Source organism: Pseudonocardia sp. TMWB2A (genome assembly GCF_017312135.1).
Genome location: NZ_QKQY01000002.1, coordinates 1,433,386 through 1,449,397, shown reverse-complemented (window position 1 = coordinate 1,449,397; position 16,012 = coordinate 1,433,386). Strand labels below are relative to the sequence as shown.

Sequence of the window (16,012 nt, the reverse complement as noted above, 5' to 3'; positions counted from 1 at the left end):
TCCGGGCGGCGGTACCGTCCCGCTCCGTGATCGAGCTGCGGGACGTCACCAAGCGCTACCCGGCGTCCGGGCGTCCGGCGCTGGACCGGGTCTCCGCGACGGTCGGTGCGGGCGAGTTCGTGTTCCTGATCGGACCGTCCGGGTCGGGCAAGTCGACGCTGCTGCGGCTGCTGCTGCGCGAGGACGTCCCCACCTCGGGATCCATCCTCATCGACGGCCTCGACGTCGCCGGGCTGCCCCGGCGCAAGGTGCCGAAGCTGCGCCAGCGGATCGGCTGCGTGTTCCAGGACTTCCGGCTGCTGCCCAAGCGCACCGTCGCCGGCAACGTCGCGTTCGCGCTCGAGGTGCTGGGGCGCAGGCCGTCGGAGATCCGGATCGCCGTCCCGGAGCTGCTGGAGATGGTGGGGCTGCAGGGCAAGGCCGAGCGGCTGCCGCACGAGCTGTCCGGCGGTGAGCAGCAGCGCGTCGCGATCGCCAGGGCGTCGGTCAACCGGCCCCCGCTGCTGCTGGCCGACGAGCCCACCGGCAACCTCGACCCCGAGACCGGGCGGGAGATCATGCAGGTCCTGGAGCGCATCAACCGCGCGGGCACCACGGTGCTGATGGCCACCCACGACTCGTCCATCGTGGACGCGATGCGCCGCCGGGTGATCGAGTTGGCCGACGGCGGCGTGCTGCGTGACGAGGCCCGCGCGGTGTACGGGGCGGGCCGGTAGATGCGCCCCGCCCTGCTCACCCGCGAGGTCTCCTCCGGTCTGCGCCGCAACGTCACGATGACCGTCGCGATGGTGCTGACCACCGCGGTCACCCTGATGTCGGTCGGTGCGGGCCTGCTCGTGCTGCGCACCATCGACGACATCTCCGCGCTCTACACGAACCGGCTCGAGATCCAGGTGGCGCTCACCCCGGACGTCTCGGAGACCGACCCGGACTGCAGCGGGCCGACGTGCGCGTCGGTGCGGAGCGCGCTGGAGGCCGCCCCGGGCGTCGGCTCGGTCTCGTTCGAGTCCCAGCAGCAGGCCTGGACCCGGTTCCGTGAGCTGTTCGCCGGGCAGTCGGTCGCCGACGTCGCCCGGCCGCAGTCGCTGCCCGCCACGCTGCGGGTCACCCTGACCGACCAGCAGGCGGGCGCCGCGGCCGCCCGGGCCGCCGTCGAGGGTCGGCCGGGGGTGCGCGGGGTGATCGACCAGCGCGACGTCGTCGGGACCCTGTTCGACTTCCTGAACGGGGTGCGCAACGTGGCGTTCGCGCTCGCCGTCGTACAGGCGCTCGCGGCGATCCTGCTGATCTCCAACACGGTGCAGGTCTCGGCGTTCATGCGGCGCACCGAGGTCGGCGTGATGCGCCTGGTCGGGGCGACGCGCTGGACCACCCAGCTGCCGTTCCTGGTCGAGGCCGCCATCGCCGGGGCCGTCGGCGGGGCGCTCGCCGGGATCGGCCTGGTCGCGGCCAAGTACGCCGTCGTCGACGACCTGTTCACCGCGATGGGTCAGGCCGGCGTGATCCCGCCGGTCCGGATCACCGACGTGCTGGTGGTCTCGGCGCTGCTCGTGCCCACCGGGGCCCTCGTCGCGGGGGTCACCGGCTACGTGACCCTGCGCGCCTATGTGAAGGTCTGAGCGCTCACCCCGCGGGGGCGAACGCCGCGGCGTGGTCGCGGGCGAACTCCTCCAGGGTGCGGGCCGGGTGGCCGGTGAGGACGGCCACGGCGTCGTCCACCCGCGCCGCCTCGCCCCGCCCGTAGTGGGCGTAGTCCTCGACCAGTCCCGCGGCCTGCCAGGGCGGCAGCACCCCGTCCAGGACGGCGGCGAACGCCTCCGGGGTGAGGTCGTCGAACGCGACCGGGTGCCCGGTGGCCCGGGTCAGGGCCGCGGCGATCCCGGCGTGGGTGACGGCGCGCGGCCCGGTGAGGTCGTGCACCGCACCGTCCGGTCCGGCGCCGGTGAGCACGGCCGTGGCGGCGTCGGCGATGTCGCGCACGTCGACCGCGCTCACCGCGGCGTCGCCGATCGGGGCGCCGAACCGGCCGGTCGCGGCGATCAGGGGGGCGAAGGCCAGCAGGCCCTGCATGAACAGGTTCGGCCGCAGCACCACGTGGCCGATCCCCAGGTCGTGGACGTGCTGCTCCACCGCGGCGTGCCAGCGCAGGAACCGCACCGGGGAGTCCGCCCGTGCCGCGAACTGCGACAGCAGCACCAGCCGGGACACCCCGGCGGTCGCGGCGGCGTCGGCCACCGCGATCTGGGTGGTCGCGGCGTCGGGGGCCGAGGGCGAGTTGAGGAACGCCGCGTCGACCCCGTGCAGCGCCGTGGCGACGGCGTCCGGGTCGCGCAGGTCGCCCCGCACGACCTCGACGCCGGCGGCGTCGCCGAGGCGGTCGGGGTCGCGGACCAGCGCCCGCACCGTCACGTCACGACCGGCCAGCGCGGTCAGCAGGTGCCCGCCGATCCCGCCGGTCGCCCCGGTCACCAGCACCGTCGTCGTCATGCCCGTCTCCTGTGATCGCCGATCTGATACGAGAGCACTGCTCTCACAACTGAGTCTGCACTCGGCGCCGCCGAAGTGCAAGAGCACTGCTCCGGCGATGCCGCGGTCGGATACCGGTGGCGGTGCGCGGGTAGGCTGGTCGTGTGAAGGAACAGGGCCGGAAGGTGATCGCGCAGAACCGTCGGGCCCGGCACGACTACGCGATCCTGGAGGAGTTCGAGGCCGGGGTCGCGCTCAAGGGGACCGAGGTGAAGAGCCTCCGTCTGGGCCGGGCGTCGCTGGTCGACGCCTTCGCCACCATCGACGACGGCGAGATCTTCCTGCGCAACCTGCACATCCCGGAGTACGTGCGCGGCAGCTGGACCAACCACGAGCCGCGCCGCACCCGCAAGCTGCTGCTGCACCGTGGGGAGATCGACCGGCTGATGGGCAAGACCCGCGAGGGCGGGCTCACCCTGGTGCCGCTGTCGCTGTACTTCAACGACGGCAAGGTCAAGTGCGAGATCGCGCTCGCCAAGGGCAAGAAGGACTACGACAAGCGCCGCGACCTGGCCAAGAAGGACGCCCAGAAGGAGATCGCGCGCGCCGTCGGCCGTGCGGCCAAGGGGCGGGCCCGGGACCTGCGCGGCTGAGCCACGGCCCGCCTAGGGTGGGGCCGTGGATCTCCCCGTGCCACCCTCCGACGACGCCGACGTGCCCCGCTGGACCGCCGAGCTGGACCTGCCCGGCCTGGTCGACGTGCACGTGCACTTCCTGCCCCAGCGCATGCTCGACAAGGTCTGGGCCTACTTCGACGCCGCTGAGACCCACTACGGCACCCCGTGGCCGGTGCAGTACCGGCTGCCCGAACAGGAGCGGTACGCGATCCTCGAACGCCTCGGGGTGCTCGCGTTCGCGCCCCTGACCTACCCGCACAAGCCGGGCATGGGGGAGTGGCTCACCGGCTGGGCCGGCGGGTTCGCCGACGCCCACCCGCGCGCGGTGCGCACCGTGACGCTCTACCCGGAACCGTCCGTCGTGGACTACCTCGGCCGTGCCGTGTCCGACGGGGCGCGGATGGTCAAGGTGCACGTCCAGGTCGGCGGGTTCGACCCGCGCGACCCCCTGCTGCGCGACGCCTGGGGCCTGCTGGCCGACGCGGGTGTGCCCGCCGTCGTCCACTGCGGCGACGGCCCGATCCCCGGCGAGCACACCGGCCTCGGGATCTTCGCCGAGGTACTGGCGGCGCACCCCGATCTGCGGATCGTGCTGGCCCACGCGGGCATGCCGGACTTCCGGGGCGCGCTGGAGCTGCTGGACCGGTTCCCGAACCTGGTGCTCGACACGACGATGGTCGGGACCGCGTTCTCCCAGCGGATCGCGCCGCTGCCGCCGGACTGGCCGGCACGCCTGGCCGAGCACCCGGGGCGGATCGTGCTCGGCACCGACTTCCCCAACATCCCCTACGCCTACGCCGAGCAGCTCGCCGCGATCGCCGGCTGGGCCGCCGCCGAGCCCCGCCTCGGCGCGGCGTTCCTGCGCTCGGTCCTGTACGACGCCCCGGCCGCGCTGCTGGGCGTCGACCCCGTCCGACACGCCACCCCCGGCCCCGCGGCCGAGACCCCGAGGAGCTCCTAGACATGGTCAGCCCGCAGAACGACGGGAACGGCGCGGCCGCCCCGGTCGACATCGCCCTCTACGGTGCGACCGGCTTCGTCGGCGGCCTCATCGCCCGTCACCTCGCCGAGCACGCCCCGCCCGGGGTGCGCATCGCGCTGGCCGGCCGCTCCGAGGCGAGGCTCGCCGCGACCCGGGCGGCGCTGCCCGCGTCGGCGCGGGACTGGCCGCTGATCGTCGCCGACGCCGCCGACCCGGCCGCGACCGACCGGCTCGCCGCGGGCGCCCGCGTCGTGCTGAGCACGGTCGGCCCGTACGCGAAGTACGGCCTGGGGCTGGTCGGGTCGTGCGCGCGGGCCGGCACCCACTACGCCGACCTCACCGGTGAGGTGCTGTTCGTCCGCGAGGCGATCGACCGCTTCCACGACACCGCCCGCGCCAGCGGCGCGCGGATCGTGCACTCCTGCGGCTACGACTCCGTCCCCTCCGACCTGGGGGTGTTCCTCGCGCACCGGGCCGCACAGGCCGACGGTGCGGGTGGGCTCACCGAGGTCCGCACGGTCGCGACGATGCGCGGCGGGGTCTCGGGCGGCACGGTGGACTCGCTGCGCGGGCAGCTCGACACCGTCCGCACCGACCGCGACGCCCGGCGCCTGGCCGCCCGCCCGCACTCGCTGAGCCCCGACCCCTCGGCCGAGCCGACGCCGTCGCAGCCGGGTGACGCGGGACCGCCCGCCCGGCTCCCGGACGGCACCTGGACCGCGCCGTTCGTGATGGCGTCCTACAACACCCGGATCGTGCGCCGCTCCAACGCGCTGCTCGACCACGCCTACGGCCGCGGCCTGCGCTACGGCGAGCTCCAGGGCTGCGGTCGCGGGGTGTCCGGGGCGATCACCGCGGGTGTGGTCACCGGCGGGCTCGGCGCGCTGGTCGGCGCGTTCATGGTGCCGCCGATCCGCCCGCTGCTCGACCGGGTGCTGCCCGCGCCCGGGACCGGGCCGTCGGAGCGGACCCGCGAGCGCGGCTGGTTCCGGATGGACGTGCGTGCCGAGACCGAGTCCGGGCGTCGCTACCGGGTGCGGGTCTCCGGTCCCGGCGACCCCGGCTACGGGGCCACCGCGGTGATGTTCGGCGAGGCGGGCCTCGCGCTGGCCCTGGGCGGGTCCGCGCTGCCCGACCGCGCGGGCTGTCTCACCCCGGCCACCGCGCTGGGTGACGTGCTGGTCGACCGGCTGCGGGCCGCGGAGCACACCTACGAGGTCGCGGCGGGGTGACACGCCACCGGTAACCGGGATGATCGGGCGGGCGCGGGGCGTTATGCTGTGCGTCCGCCCGGGTACGTCCGGGCGGAGTGCAGGTGGACTGCGGGTCCTCCGGGACCCGACCAGGGGGTGAACGGTTTCGACTCCGATCGTTGATCGAGGTGAAGCGTGCCGAGGAAGGCGACGATGATCTCGTTAACCATGCGTCGCAAAAAAATAAGTGCCGACAACAGTCGCACTGCCCAGAGCGCTTACGCGCTCGCTGCCTGATCTTCAGGTAGGGGCTGTCGGGCCGGAGGCGTCCCCGCTCCGGGTCCCGACATCATTCAGGGGACTCACCCTGCGGTCCGGCCGCGGAACCGCAGGGGACATCCAACAGCGGCTGGGATCGTCACACCGGCTTGTTCGCGTGACCGGTGGATCCGAGTAGAGACCTAGCGGACTGCGCACGGAGAAGCCCTCGTGAACCGACGGAGGACCCGGGTTCGATTCCCGGCACCTCCACCGCCCAGCGGCCCCGTCCCGACCCCGGGACGGGGCCGTTCCTGTTTCCGGAGAAGATCGTTGCGCGATGAAACTGTGCATTGCTAACATCCTTGGTGGGAGTGATGCCGATGACCGCCGTGACCGATCCCGTGCCCACCTACCCGATGACGCGCGGGTGCCCCTTCGACCCGCCCGCCGAGCTCGCCCGCATCCGGGACGACGAGTGCCCCGCCGGGCCGGGGATCGCCCGCGTCCGTATCTGGGACGGCAGCACGCCGTGGCTCGTCACCCGCTACGACGACGTCCGCGCCGCGCTCGCCGACGAGCGGCTGTCCGCCGACGCCGACCGCGACGGCTACCCGGCCGCGTCGCGGTCGCGCCGCGTGCGCTCCCGGGGGCGCCGGCGCAGCTTCATCATGATGGACGGCCCCGAGCACGCCCGGCACCGGCGGATGCTCATCGGTGAGTTCACCGTGCGCCGCATCGAGCGTCTCCGGCCGCTGGTCGAGCAGACCGTCACCGAGCTGCTGGACGCCATGGAGGCGGGGGAGAACCCGACCGACCTGGTGCAGGCGTTCGCGCTGCCGCTGCCGTCGCTGGTGATCTGCCACCTGCTCGGGGTCCCCTACGCCGACCATGCGTTCTTCGAGTCGCAGAGCCGGATCATGGTCGACCTGACCTCGGGCGCGGAGGCGTCGGCCGCGGCGTCGGACGCGCTGCAGGACTACCTCGCCGGCCTCGTCCGGGCGCGGCTGGACGAGCCGCGCGACGACGTGCTCGGCGGGATGGCCGCCCGGGTTGCGGCCGGGGACCTCACCGTCGACGAGGCGAGCGCCTCGGCGCTGCTGCTGCTCGTCGCCGGGCACGAGACGACGGCGAACATGATCGCGCTCGGCACGCTGACCCTGCTGCACCACCCCGACCAGCTCGCCGTCGTCCGCGACGGCGACGCCGCGCAGGTCCGCGCCGCGGTCGAGGAGCTGCTGCGGGTCCTGACCGTGACCCACATCGGCCGCCGCCGGGTCGCGACCGAGGACCTGGAGATCGGCGGGGTCACGGTGCGGGCGGGGGAGGGCGTGGTGCTCGCCGCCGAGGCCGCCAACCGCGACCCCCGGCAGTGGCCGCACCCCGACGAGATCGACGTGTCCCGCGGGACGAACCGGCACGTCGCGTTCGGGTTCGGGGTGCACCAGTGCCTGGGACAGCCGCTGGCCCGCCTGGAGCTGCAGATCGCCTACCCGGCGCTGCTGCGGCGCTTCCCGGGACTGCGGGTCACCGTGCCGGACTCGGAGATCCCGTTCCGCGACGACATGGCGATCTACGGCGTGCACGCGTTGCCGGTGGCATTCTGATGGCCATGCGCGTGATCGTGGACAAGGAACTGTGCATCGGGGCCGGTCAGTGTGTCGTGACCGCGCCGGACGTCTTCGACCAGGACGACGACGGGATCGTCGAGCTGCTGACCGACTCGCCCGCCGAGGGGGACCGGGACGCGGTGAAGGAGGCCGAGCACGTGTGCCCGGCCCGGGTGATCAGCGTGGAGGACTGACCCTCAGGCGGCGCTGACGCCGATCAGCATGCCGACCAGGTACGTGGCGCCGGCGGCGATGGCGCCGAACGCCAGCTGGCGCAGCGCCGCCGACCACCACGAGCGGGAGGTGAACCGCGAGGTCAGCGCCCCCGCGACGAGCAGGCCGACGCCGCCGACGGCGAGGCCCAGCGCGAGCGAGCCGTAGCCGAGCAGGAACGTCGTCAGCGGGATCAGCCCGCCGACCGCGAACGCGGCGAACGACGACGTCGCCGCCACCCAGGGCGAGGGCTTGTCGTCCAGGCTGACGCCCAGCTCCTGGCTGACGTGCATCCGCAGCGCCAGCTCCGGGTCCCGGTGCACCTCGCGGGCTACCGCGTCCGCCGTCTGCCCGGTCAGCCCCATCTCGCGGAACCGGGAGGCCAGCTCGTGCTCCTCGGCGCGCGGGTGCAGGGCGAGCTCGTGGCGCTCGACGGCGGCCTCGGCGTCGAGCGCGTCGTTCTGGGTGCCGACCGAGGCGAACTCGCCCAGCGCCATCGAGAACGCCCCCGCGACGACGCCCGCCAGCCCGGTCAGCACGATCAGGTCGCGGTCCGCCCCGCCCCCGCCGACGCCCGCGACCAGCGCGATCGTGGTGACCAGGCCGTCCATCGCGCCGAACGTGGCGGCGCGCAGCCAGCCGCCCGAGACGTCCCGATGGGAGTGGTCGTGGCTGTGGTCGGCGAGCTCCGCCTCCAGCTCCGGATCGTTCACGCCTGCAACGATAGGACGACCGCGCTCGCCGCGCGGAGGTGTGCGACCACACCGACACTGAGCCGATGTCGTCCGATGACACGGCCCCCCTCTGGCTGTTCGCCGACCAGCTCGGCCCGCACGTGTGGGACACCGAGGAGTTCGCCGACCGCGAGGTCGTGATCGTCGAGTCCACCCGGGCGCTGGGCCGCCGGCGCCACCACCGCCAGAAGCTGCACCTGGTGCTGTCCGGGATGCGTCACCTCGCCGAGCAGCTCGGCGACCGGGCCACCTACCTGCGCACCGACACCTACCGCGAGGCGCTGGAGCAGGTCGGCCGCCCGGTGGTGGTGCACCAGCCGACGTCGTTCCCGGCGTCGGACATGGTGCGCCGTTTCGTGAAGGAGGGCCTCGTGACCGAGGTCCGGCCCACCCCGACCTTCGCGCTGGGCAAGGACGAGTTCGACGACTGGGCCGGCGACCGCGAGACCTTCCGGATGGAGGAGTTCTACCGCGCCCAGCGCGAGCGGTTCTCCGTGCTCATGGACGGGGAGAAGCCCGTCGGCGGGAAGTGGAACTACGACCACGACAACCGCGAGTCCCCGCCGAAGGGCGCCGAGCGCCTGGACGTGAAGGCGCCCTGGAAGCCCCGCGAGGACGGGATCGACGAGCAGGTCCGCGCCGACCTCGACGCGGCCGGGTACCCCACGGTCGGCAACGACGGGCCGCGCCGCTTCGCCGTCACCCACGAGGAGGCCACCCGGGCGCTGCGGCACTTCGTCCGGCACCGCCTCGACACCTTCGGCCCGTACGAGGACGCGGTGCTGGAGCAGGACTGGGCCATGGCGCACTCGCTGCTGTCGGTGCCGATGAACCTGGGCGCCCTGCACCCGCTGGAGGCGGTGCACGCCGCCGAGCAGGCCTACCACGACGGGGACGCCCGGCTGTCCAGCGTCGAGGGGTTCGTCCGGCAGATCCTCGGCTGGCGGGAGTACGTCTGGCAGCTGTACTGGCGCTTCGGGCGCGGCTACACGCGTCGCAACCACCTGCGGGCCCGCACCCCGCTGCCGGACTGGTGGACCGACCTGGACGCCGACGCCGTCACCGCGAACTGCCTGTCGCACGCCCTGGGCGGGGTCCGCGACCGCGGCTGGACCCACCACATCCCGCGCCTGATGATCCTCGGCAACCACGCCATGCAGCGTGGCTACCGGCCTGCGGAGCTCAACGACTGGTTCGCGACCGCGTTCGTCGACGGGTTCGCCTGGGTGATGCCCGCCAACGTGATCGGGATGAGCCAGCACGCCGACGGCGGCCGGATGGCCACCAAGCCCTACGCCTCCGGTGGCGCCTACATCGACCGGATGACCGACCTGTGCTCGGGCTGCGCGTTCGACCCGAAGGTGAGGGTGGGGGAGAAGGCCTGTCCGTTCACCGCGGGCTACTGGCAGTTCGTGCACCGCCACGAGGAGATGATGGCGGGCAACAACCGCACCGCCCGCGCCGTCGCCACGATGAAGCGGCTGACCGATCTCGACGCGCTGCTGGAGCAGGAGTCCGCCCGCGAGGAGTTCTGAACCGGCGGGCTCGCTAGGCTTCCCGGTCGTGACCGCAGCCCGCCCGCTCGACGTGCTGGGCACCGTGCTGCGGCTGGGGCTGGCCGCGGTCTGGCTGGTGTCGGGGGCGGTGAAGCTGTCCGAGCCGTTCACCACGGCCGTCGCCGTCGCCGCCTACCGGGTGCTGCCGAACGCGCTCGTCGTGCCGGTCGCGACCCTGCTGCCGCCGCTGGAGATCGCACTCGGCCTGCTGCTGCTCGCGGGCCTCGCCACCCGGCTCGCCGCGGTGGTGGGCACCGTGCTGCTGCTCGCGTTCGTCGCGGGGCTGGTGCAGGCGTGGGCGCGCGGGCTGGCGATCGACTGCGGCTGCTTCGGCGGTGGCGGGCCGGTCGACCCCGACGACACCGGCTACGGCCTGTCCCTGCTGCGCGACCTCGCCTTCACGGCGGCCGCGGTGTACCTGGTGGCGCGCCCGCGGACGCTGTTCTCCCTCGACGGGCGCGGGGACCGGGCCGCGGCACACGACCACGACCGGCGGGCGCCGGCGGACGCGACGGAGGAGCACTGATGGGACAGAGTGAGCGCGAGCGCCGACAGGCCGCGCAGGCCCGGCTGCAGGCGGCGGGGATCAGCTCCGCACGCACCTCGAGCGGGCTCGGTCGCAACCTCGGGATCGGCGCGCTCGTGCTGGTCATCGCCCTGGCCACGGGCGTCTACGTGCTGTACCAGAACTACCAGAGGGCGACCGTCGCGACCTACCCGGTGACCCGCGACGGCGTCGTCGTGAAGGCCGGGAACCAGGCGGCACCGGTGACCGTCGACCTCTACGAGGACTACCTCTGCCCCGCCTGCCAGCAGCTGGAGAGCGGTGTCGGGAACCAGCTCACCACCGCGGTGAACGAGGGCAAGGCGAAGATCAACTATCACCACATCGTGATCCTCGACGAGCGCTCGACCCCGCCCGGCTACTCGACCCGCGCCGGCAACGCCGCACTGTGCGCCGCCGACGCCGGGATCTTCCCCGCGTACCACTCCCGCCTCTACACCGAACAGCCCACCGAGGGCAGTGCCGGGAAGACGGTGCAGGAGCTGACCGCGCTCGGCACCGAGCTGGGGGCCAAGGGCGACTTCGCGGGTTGCGTCACCCGCCAGGCGAACAGCCAGGCGATCGCCGACGCGACCAAGGCGGCCGTCGCCGACCCGGCGGTGGCGCCCGGCGGCCGCTTCGGGACCCCGACGGTGATGGTGAACGGGGTCAAGATGGATCTGAGCAACGGGGACTGGCTGTCGAAGGTGACGGGCTGACCGCACCCACGGTGAAGCGCGGCAGGAACCACTGCACCAGCGGCCCGACGGCGAGCGCGTAGACGACCGTCACCGGGCCGAAGACACCGCCGAGCACCCACCCGACGAGCACGACCGTCACCTCGATCGCGGTCCGCACCAGCCGCACCGACAGGCCGGTGCGGGCCGCGAGCCCGGTCATCAGCCCGTCCCGCGGGCCCGGCCCCAGCCCGACCCCGATGTAGGCCGCCGTCGCCGCCGCGTTCAGCACGATCCCGGCGACGGCGTACGCCACCCGCAGCCACAGCGCCTCCGGGGCGGGCAGCACCGCGAGCGCGGTGTCCACCGTGGCCCCGATGACGACGACGTTCGCCACCGTCCCCAGTCCTGGCCGTTCCCGCAGCGGGATCCACAGCAGCAGCACCCCGACCGCGACGACCACGGTCACCGCGCCCACCGACAGGGCCGTACGGCCGGCGACGCCCTGGTGGAACACGTCCCACGGCATCGAGCCGAGGGCCGCGCGCATCATCAGCGTCATCGAGACCGCGTAGGCGACCAGGCCGGCCACGAGCTGGGTGAGCCGCCGGGTGCGCCGCGGCATCCGCAGCGACCAGCGGGAGCTGCCGATCGTCACGAGATGGCATGCTGCCTCTGTCGGTGGCCTGTCGTCACCGTGCCACTCGAACGAAAGTGGATCGGGAATGACGCAGGGGATCGGGGCGGAGCGCCTCGCCGCGCTGTGCGGCGACGTCCACGGCGGGCGCGGCCCGGCGTACCGGGTGCTGGCCGACGCGGTGCGGGTGCTGACCGGCGACGGCAGGCTGCCGTCGGGCACCCGGCTGCCGGCGGAGCGGGCGCTGGCCGAGGCGCTGGGCGTCAGCCGGGTCACCGTCGCCCGCGCCTACCGCGACCTGCGCGACGACGGCTGGGCCGACGCCCGGCACGGGTCGGGCACCTGGGTACGGCTCCCGGACCGCACCGGGGGCGTCGACGGGGTCTGGGCGCCGGGGCCGGTCGACCGCGGCACGATCGACCTCGCCCACGCCGCGCCCGCCGCGCCCGCGGTGCTGCCCGACCTGGTCGCCCGCGCCGTCGAACGGGGTGCCGCGGAGCTGGCCGGACACGGCTACGGCCCGGACGGCCTGCCCGCGCTGCGGGCCGCGATCGCCGACCGGTTCACCGCCCGGGGGCTCCCGACCGGGCCGGAGCAGGTCGTCGTGACGGGCGGGGCGCTGCAGGCGATCGGGATCGTCGTCGCCGAGCTGGCCGGGCCCGGCGACCGGGTGCTCGTCGAGCACCCCACCTACCCGTCGGCGCTCGACGTCGTCGCCGACGCGGGGGCGGTCGCCGTCCCGGTGTCGGCGGACGGTGCCGACGCGACCCCGCAGACCGTGCTGCCGCGGGCCGCCCGGCAGACCGCGGCGCGGGTCGCGTACCTGATGGCGGACTTCCAGAACCCCACCGGCCGCCTCCTCGACGACGACGCCCGCGCCCGGCTCGTGCAGCGCCTCGCCCGCCAGGGCACCGTCGCCCTGGTCGACGAGACCTTCGCCGAGCTGGACCTGCGCGAGGGCGCCACGGGGCCGCTGCCGTGTGCCGCGCACGCCGCCGGGCCCGACGACGTCGTCACCGTCGGCGGGCTGAGCAAGATCGCCTGGGGCGGGCTGCGGATCGGCTGGATCCGGGCCGGCCGCGAGCGCGCCGCCCGGATGCGACGACGGCTGGCCCGCGCCCAGCTGGCGCTGCCGGTGCTGGAGCAGCTCGTCGCCGTCGAGGTGCTGGAGCGGCTCGACGTGCTGCGGGCCGAACGGGTCGGGGTGCTGCGCACCCGGCGCGACGTGCTGGTCGCCGAGCTCGCCGCGGCCCTGCCGGACTGGCACTTCACCGTCCCCGACGGCGGGCTCGCGCTGTGGTGCGACCTCGGTGCGCACGTCTCGACGGCGCTGACCGCGGCCGCCCCGCGACACGGTCTGGTGCTGGCGCCCGGGCCGCGGTTCGGGGCCGGGCACGCGTTCACCGACCGGTTGCGGGTGCCCTTCACCCACCCCGGGCCTGTGACGGCCGAGGCGGTACGGCGCCTGGCCCGCACCGCCCGCGACGTCGCCGGGCCGGGCCGGACGACCGGCGCCGACCCGGCGACCCGGGCCGGCGTCGTCGTCTGAGCGGGGTCAGATCACCAGGTCGATCAGCAGCACCAGGACCAGGCCGGAGACCGAGATGACGGTCTCCATGATCGACCAGGTCTTTATGTTCTGGCCGACGGTGAGCCCGAAGTACTCCTTGACCAGCCAGAACCCGGCGTCGTTGACGTGGGAGAAGAACAGCGAGCCCGCGCCGATCGCCAGTACCAGCAGCGAGGTCTGGGTCGGGTCCAGCGTCGGCAGCAGCGGGACGAGGATGCCCGCGGCGGTCACCGTCGCGACGGTCGCCGACCCGGTCGCGAGCCGGATCGCCACCGCGACCAGCCAGCCCAGCAGCAGCGCGGAGATGCCGGCGCCGGTGGCCCAGCCGGCGATCATCGCGCCGATCCCGGTGTCGACCAGGGTCTGCTTGAACCCGCCGCCCGCGGCGACGATCAGCACGATGCCGGCGATGGCGGGCAGCGACCTCTCCAGCGAGCCCATGATCCCGGCGCGGTTCATGCCGGATCCGGTGCCGAGGGTGACCATCGCGACCAGCACCGACAGCAGCAGCGCGACCAGCGGGGTGCCGACGAAGTCCAGCGCGGCGCGCACCGGGTTGCCCTCGGGCGCGGCGATGTCGCCGACGGCCTTGCCCATCATCAGCACGACCGGCAGCAGCACGGTGAGCAGCGTGGCGGCGAACCCGGGGCGCCGGGTGGGCCCGCCGTCCGGGGCGTCGCGGTCGACGGCGGCGTCGTCGCCGGAGCCGCTGCCGGAGCCGGTGTCCGGGTCGGTGCCGGTGGTGGCGCCGGCCGACCCGCCGGACGCGGTGCTGCTCCCGGCCGCGACCCGGGACTCGAAGAGCGCGGGCGGGGACACGTCGACCCAGCGGGCCGCGACCTTGGCGAACAGCGGCCCGGCCAGGACGACGACCGGGATCGACACGAGCACGCCGAGGACCAGGGTGATGCCCAGGTCGGCGTCGAGGATGCCGATCGCGGCGAGCGGGCCGGGGTGCGGCGGGACCAGGCCGTGCATGGCGGAGAGCCCGGCCAGGGCCGGGATGCCGACGGCGATCAGCGAGACCTGGGCGCGGCGCGCGACCAGGAAGATGACCGGCATCAGGATGACCAGGCCGATCTCGAAGAACATCGGCAGGCCGATCAGCGCGCCGACGGCGGCCATCGACCACGGCAGCGTCCGCGGGCCGGAGCGGGAGACGATCGTGTCGACCAGCCGGTCGGCACCGCCGGAGTCGGCGAGCAGCTTGCCGAACATCGCGCCCAGCGCGATCAGCGTGCCGACGCTCGCGGCGGTGGAGCCGAAGCCGTCGGAGAAGGCCTCCACGGCGTCGCCCATCGACATGCCCGCCACGCCCGCGACGAGCAGCGAGCCGATGGTCAGTGCGAGGAACGGGTGCAGGGAGAACCGCGTGATCAGCAGGACCAGTGCGACGATGCCCACCAGTGCGGCGGTCACCAGGCGACCGGCGGAGGCGACCGGCTGGGCCTGCTCCGCGGCCAGGACGAGTGCGGGGTGCAGCGTCATCGCGGGGCCACCTCCGGCCCGGTCACGGCGACGGCGCCCGCGACGATCTCGTCGACCGGCCGGCGGATGTCCAGCGTCGTCCCGGCCTCGTCGGCGGCCAGCGGCTCCAGGGTGGCCAGCTGGGAGTCGAGCAGCGCGGTCGGCATGAAGTGCCCGGAGCGCCCGCCCATGCGCTCGGCGAGCACGGCGGCGTCGCCGGACAGGTACACGAACACCGTCGACGGCGCGTGCGAGCGCAGCCGGTCGCGGTAGGCGCGGCGCAGCGCCGAGCAGGCGACGACGAGCCCGGTGCCGGTGTGCTCGGCCAGCCGGGCGCCGACGGCGTCGAGCCAGGGCTCGCGGTCGGCGTCGGTGAGCGGGATCCCCTGGGTCATCTTCGCGACGTTCGCGGCCGGGTGCAGGCCGTCGGAGTCGGTGAAGGGGACACCGAGTGCGTCGGCGAGGGCGGCGCCGACGGTGGACTTCCCGGAGCCGGACACCCCCATCACGACGACGAGGGGGCGGGGTGGCTGCTGCGTCACTGCATCGGCTCCTCACGGGTGTGGCGGCATCGGCACACGGACCGGGGGTACCCCGCCCGTTGCGGGACCAGCGTCGGTCATAAGTAGTACTTTTTCAATACCGAATCGGTTCAGGTATGTCGAATCGCCTCGCTGCGACGATATAGTGGCACGATTCGGCTCGTGGGTGGCGCAACGGAGGGTCTGCACGGGGACGTCCTGGACCGGCTCGGTACCGCGATCGCCGCGGGGACCATCGGGGCGGGCGAGGTCCTGCGGGCCGAGGAGCTGGTCGCGCGCTACGGCGTGTCGCGCACCGTCGTCCGGGAGGCCGTGCGCGTGCTGGAGTCGATGGGCCTGGTGCGCAGCAGGCGCCGGGTCGGCACGACGGTCGCCCCGCGGGAGCAGTGGAACGTGCACGACCCGCGGGTGATCCGCTGGCGGCTCGACGGTCCCGGCCGCGACGAGCAGCTGCGGTCGCTGTCCGAGCTGCGCTGCGGGGTGGAGCCGCTGGCCGCCGAGCTGGCCGCCGACCGGGCCACCCCCGAGCAGTGCGGTGTGCTCGTCGGCGCGGTGATGGACATGACCGTGCACGGGCGGTCCGGGGACCTGCTGGCCTACCTGGAGGCCGACGTCGTGTTCCACCGCACGCTGCTCGCGGCCTCGGGCAACGAGATGGTGGCCGCGCTGGGCGACGTCGTCGCCGAGGTGCTGGCCGGGCGCACCCGGCACCACCTGATGCCCAGCCGGCCGGAGCCGGACGCGATCCGGCTGCACCGCGACGTCGCCGACGCCGTCCGGTCCGGTGACCCGGCGGGTGCCGGAGCGGCGATGCGCGAGATCCTGCGTGAGGCGGACGCGGCGATGCGGGCCGGTGTGGCGCGCGCTCCGGGTCCCCGATTGTGAT

Annotated in this window: 17 protein-coding genes and 1 other RNA gene; 13 read left to right on the top strand and 5 right to left on the bottom strand. The window is 74.2% G+C overall.

The window, feature by feature from the left end; all coding sequences use genetic code 11:
* Nucleotides 1–26: 26 nt before the first annotated feature.
* Both ftsE and ftsX read left to right on the top strand, forming a co-directional pair.
* Nucleotides 27–716, top strand: a complete 690-nt coding sequence (gene ftsE / locus DMP17_RS21220; protein WP_226355406.1) for a cell division ATP-binding protein FtsE — start codon at nt 27–29, stop codon at nt 714–716.
* Complete coding sequence (gene ftsX / locus DMP17_RS21215) at nt 717–1,619, top strand: permease-like cell division protein FtsX (RefSeq protein ID WP_337830394.1); 903 nt, start codon at nt 717–719, stop codon at nt 1,617–1,619.
* Between the two features lie 4 nt (nt 1,620–1,623).
* On the opposite strand, the gene DMP17_RS21210 is transcribed toward ftsX, so the two are convergent.
* Complete coding sequence (locus tag DMP17_RS21210; RefSeq protein ID WP_337830393.1) at nt 1,624–2,487, bottom strand: NmrA family NAD(P)-binding protein; 864 nt, start codon at nt 2,485–2,487, stop codon at nt 1,624–1,626.
* Nucleotides 2,488–2,630: 143 nt separating this feature from the next.
* Here DMP17_RS21210 and smpB point away from each other — a divergent pair, with 143 nt between their 5' ends.
* The 6 genes from smpB (at nt 2,631) to DMP17_RS21180 (ending at nt 7,380) form a co-directional block, all read left to right on the top strand.
* Nucleotides 2,631–3,119, top strand: a complete 489-nt coding sequence (smpB, locus tag DMP17_RS21205) for an SsrA-binding protein SmpB (protein ID WP_060713108.1) — start codon at nt 2,631–2,633, stop codon at nt 3,117–3,119.
* A gap of 25 nt (nt 3,120–3,144) precedes the next feature.
* On the top strand, nt 3,145–4,104 hold the full coding sequence (locus DMP17_RS21200; protein WP_337830392.1) for an amidohydrolase family protein: 960 nt from the start codon (nt 3,145–3,147) through the stop codon (nt 4,102–4,104).
* 2 nt (nt 4,105–4,106) lie between these two features.
* Nucleotides 4,107–5,357, top strand: a complete 1,251-nt coding sequence (locus tag DMP17_RS21195; protein WP_337830391.1) for a saccharopine dehydrogenase family protein — start codon at nt 4,107–4,109, stop codon at nt 5,355–5,357.
* A gap of 113 nt (nt 5,358–5,470) precedes the next feature.
* Nucleotides 5,471–5,852: a transfer-messenger RNA gene (ssrA, locus tag DMP17_RS21190) on the top strand.
* Between the two features lie 107 nt (nt 5,853–5,959).
* Nucleotides 5,960–7,183 (top strand): cytochrome P450, encoded by a 1,224-nt coding sequence (locus tag DMP17_RS21185; protein WP_226355411.1) that lies wholly within the window; start codon nt 5,960–5,962, stop codon nt 7,181–7,183.
* Between the two features lie 5 nt (nt 7,184–7,188).
* A complete protein-coding gene (locus DMP17_RS21180) occupies nt 7,189–7,380 on the top strand; it encodes a ferredoxin (RefSeq protein WP_073578396.1) in 192 nt (63 codons plus the stop codon).
* A 3-nt stretch (nt 7,381–7,383) separates the two neighbouring features.
* On the opposite strand, the gene DMP17_RS21175 is transcribed toward DMP17_RS21180, so the two are convergent.
* Nucleotides 7,384–8,112 carry a VIT1/CCC1 transporter family protein gene (locus DMP17_RS21175; protein ID WP_226355412.1) on the bottom strand — a complete coding sequence of 243 codons (729 nt, stop codon included), beginning with the start codon at nt 8,110–8,112 and terminating at the stop codon, nt 7,384–7,386.
* Between the two features lie 65 nt (nt 8,113–8,177).
* Here DMP17_RS21175 and DMP17_RS21170 point away from each other — a divergent pair, with 65 nt between their 5' ends.
* From DMP17_RS21170 to DMP17_RS21160, 3 genes are read left to right on the top strand one after another with little or no spacing between them, the layout of a single operon-like run.
* On the top strand, nt 8,178–9,668 hold the full coding sequence (locus DMP17_RS21170; RefSeq protein ID WP_337830390.1) for a cryptochrome/photolyase family protein: 1,491 nt from the start codon (nt 8,178–8,180) through the stop codon (nt 9,666–9,668).
* 28 nt (nt 9,669–9,696) lie between these two features.
* Nucleotides 9,697–10,215: a MauE/DoxX family redox-associated membrane protein gene (locus tag DMP17_RS21165; RefSeq protein ID WP_226367101.1), complete on the top strand. Its 519-nt coding sequence runs from the start codon at nt 9,697–9,699 to the stop codon at nt 10,213–10,215.
* Nucleotides 10,215–10,952, top strand: a complete 738-nt coding sequence (locus DMP17_RS21160; protein ID WP_337830389.1) for a DsbA family protein — start codon at nt 10,215–10,217, stop codon at nt 10,950–10,952. Before DMP17_RS21165 ends, DMP17_RS21160 begins: the two co-directional genes overlap by 1 nt.
* Here DMP17_RS21160 and yczE read toward each other — a convergent pair.
* Nucleotides 10,903–11,535 (bottom strand): membrane protein YczE, encoded by a 633-nt coding sequence (gene yczE, locus DMP17_RS21155; protein WP_337832707.1) that lies wholly within the window; start codon nt 11,533–11,535, stop codon nt 10,903–10,905. The two genes, DMP17_RS21160 and yczE, sit on opposite strands and share 50 nt — an antisense overlap.
* 100 nt (nt 11,536–11,635) lie before the next feature.
* On the opposite strand from yczE, the gene yczR reads away from it, so the two are divergent.
* Complete coding sequence (gene yczR, locus DMP17_RS21150; RefSeq protein ID WP_337830388.1) at nt 11,636–13,096, top strand: MocR-like transcription factor YczR; 1,461 nt, start codon at nt 11,636–11,638, stop codon at nt 13,094–13,096.
* A gap of 6 nt (nt 13,097–13,102) precedes the next feature.
* On the opposite strand, the gene DMP17_RS21145 is transcribed toward yczR, so the two are convergent.
* Nucleotides 13,103–14,605 (bottom strand): GntT/GntP/DsdX family permease, encoded by a 1,503-nt coding sequence (locus DMP17_RS21145; protein WP_337830387.1) that lies wholly within the window; start codon nt 14,603–14,605, stop codon nt 13,103–13,105.
* A complete protein-coding gene (locus DMP17_RS21140; RefSeq protein ID WP_443217966.1) occupies nt 14,602–15,090 on the bottom strand; it encodes a gluconokinase in 489 nt (162 codons plus the stop codon). The genes DMP17_RS21145 and DMP17_RS21140 overlap by 4 nt, the downstream gene beginning before the upstream one ends.
* A 198-nt stretch (nt 15,091–15,288) precedes the next feature.
* Between DMP17_RS21140 and DMP17_RS21135 the strand changes: the two genes are divergently transcribed.
* A complete protein-coding gene (locus tag DMP17_RS21135) occupies nt 15,289–16,011 on the top strand; it encodes a FadR/GntR family transcriptional regulator (RefSeq protein WP_226355419.1) in 723 nt (240 codons plus the stop codon).
* Nucleotide 16,012: the final 1 nt, after the last annotated feature.

Bases quoted from the DNA above. Each gene is read 5' to 3' on its own strand.
- DMP17_RS21185 (WP_226355411.1), top strand. From the start codon at position 5,960: ATGACCGCCGTGACCGATCCCGTGCCCACCTACCCGATGACGCGCGGG.
- yczE (WP_337832707.1), bottom strand. From the start codon at position 11,535: ATGCCGCGGCGCACCCGGCGGCTCACCCAGCTCGTGGCCGGCCTGGTC.
- DMP17_RS21210 (WP_337830393.1), bottom strand. From the start codon at position 2,487: ATGACGACGACGGTGCTGGTGACCGGGGCGACCGGCGGGATCGGCGGG.
- DMP17_RS21145 (WP_337830387.1), bottom strand. From the start codon at position 14,605: ATGACGCTGCACCCCGCACTCGTCCTGGCCGCGGAGCAGGCCCAGCCG.
- DMP17_RS21170 (WP_337830390.1), top strand. From the start codon at position 8,178: ATGTCGTCCGATGACACGGCCCCCCTCTGGCTGTTCGCCGACCAGCTC.
- DMP17_RS21195 (WP_337830391.1), top strand. From the start codon at position 4,107: ATGGTCAGCCCGCAGAACGACGGGAACGGCGCGGCCGCCCCGGTCGAC.
- yczR (WP_337830388.1), top strand. From the start codon at position 11,636: ATGACGCAGGGGATCGGGGCGGAGCGCCTCGCCGCGCTGTGCGGCGAC.
- DMP17_RS21180 (WP_073578396.1), top strand. From the start codon at position 7,189: ATGCGCGTGATCGTGGACAAGGAACTGTGCATCGGGGCCGGTCAGTGT.
- DMP17_RS21160 (WP_337830389.1), top strand. From the start codon at position 10,215: ATGGGACAGAGTGAGCGCGAGCGCCGACAGGCCGCGCAGGCCCGGCTG.
- ftsX (WP_337830394.1), top strand. From the start codon at position 717: ATGCGCCCCGCCCTGCTCACCCGCGAGGTCTCCTCCGGTCTGCGCCGC.
- DMP17_RS21140 (WP_443217966.1), bottom strand. From the start codon at position 15,090: ATGGGGGTGTCCGGCTCCGGGAAGTCCACCGTCGGCGCCGCCCTCGCC.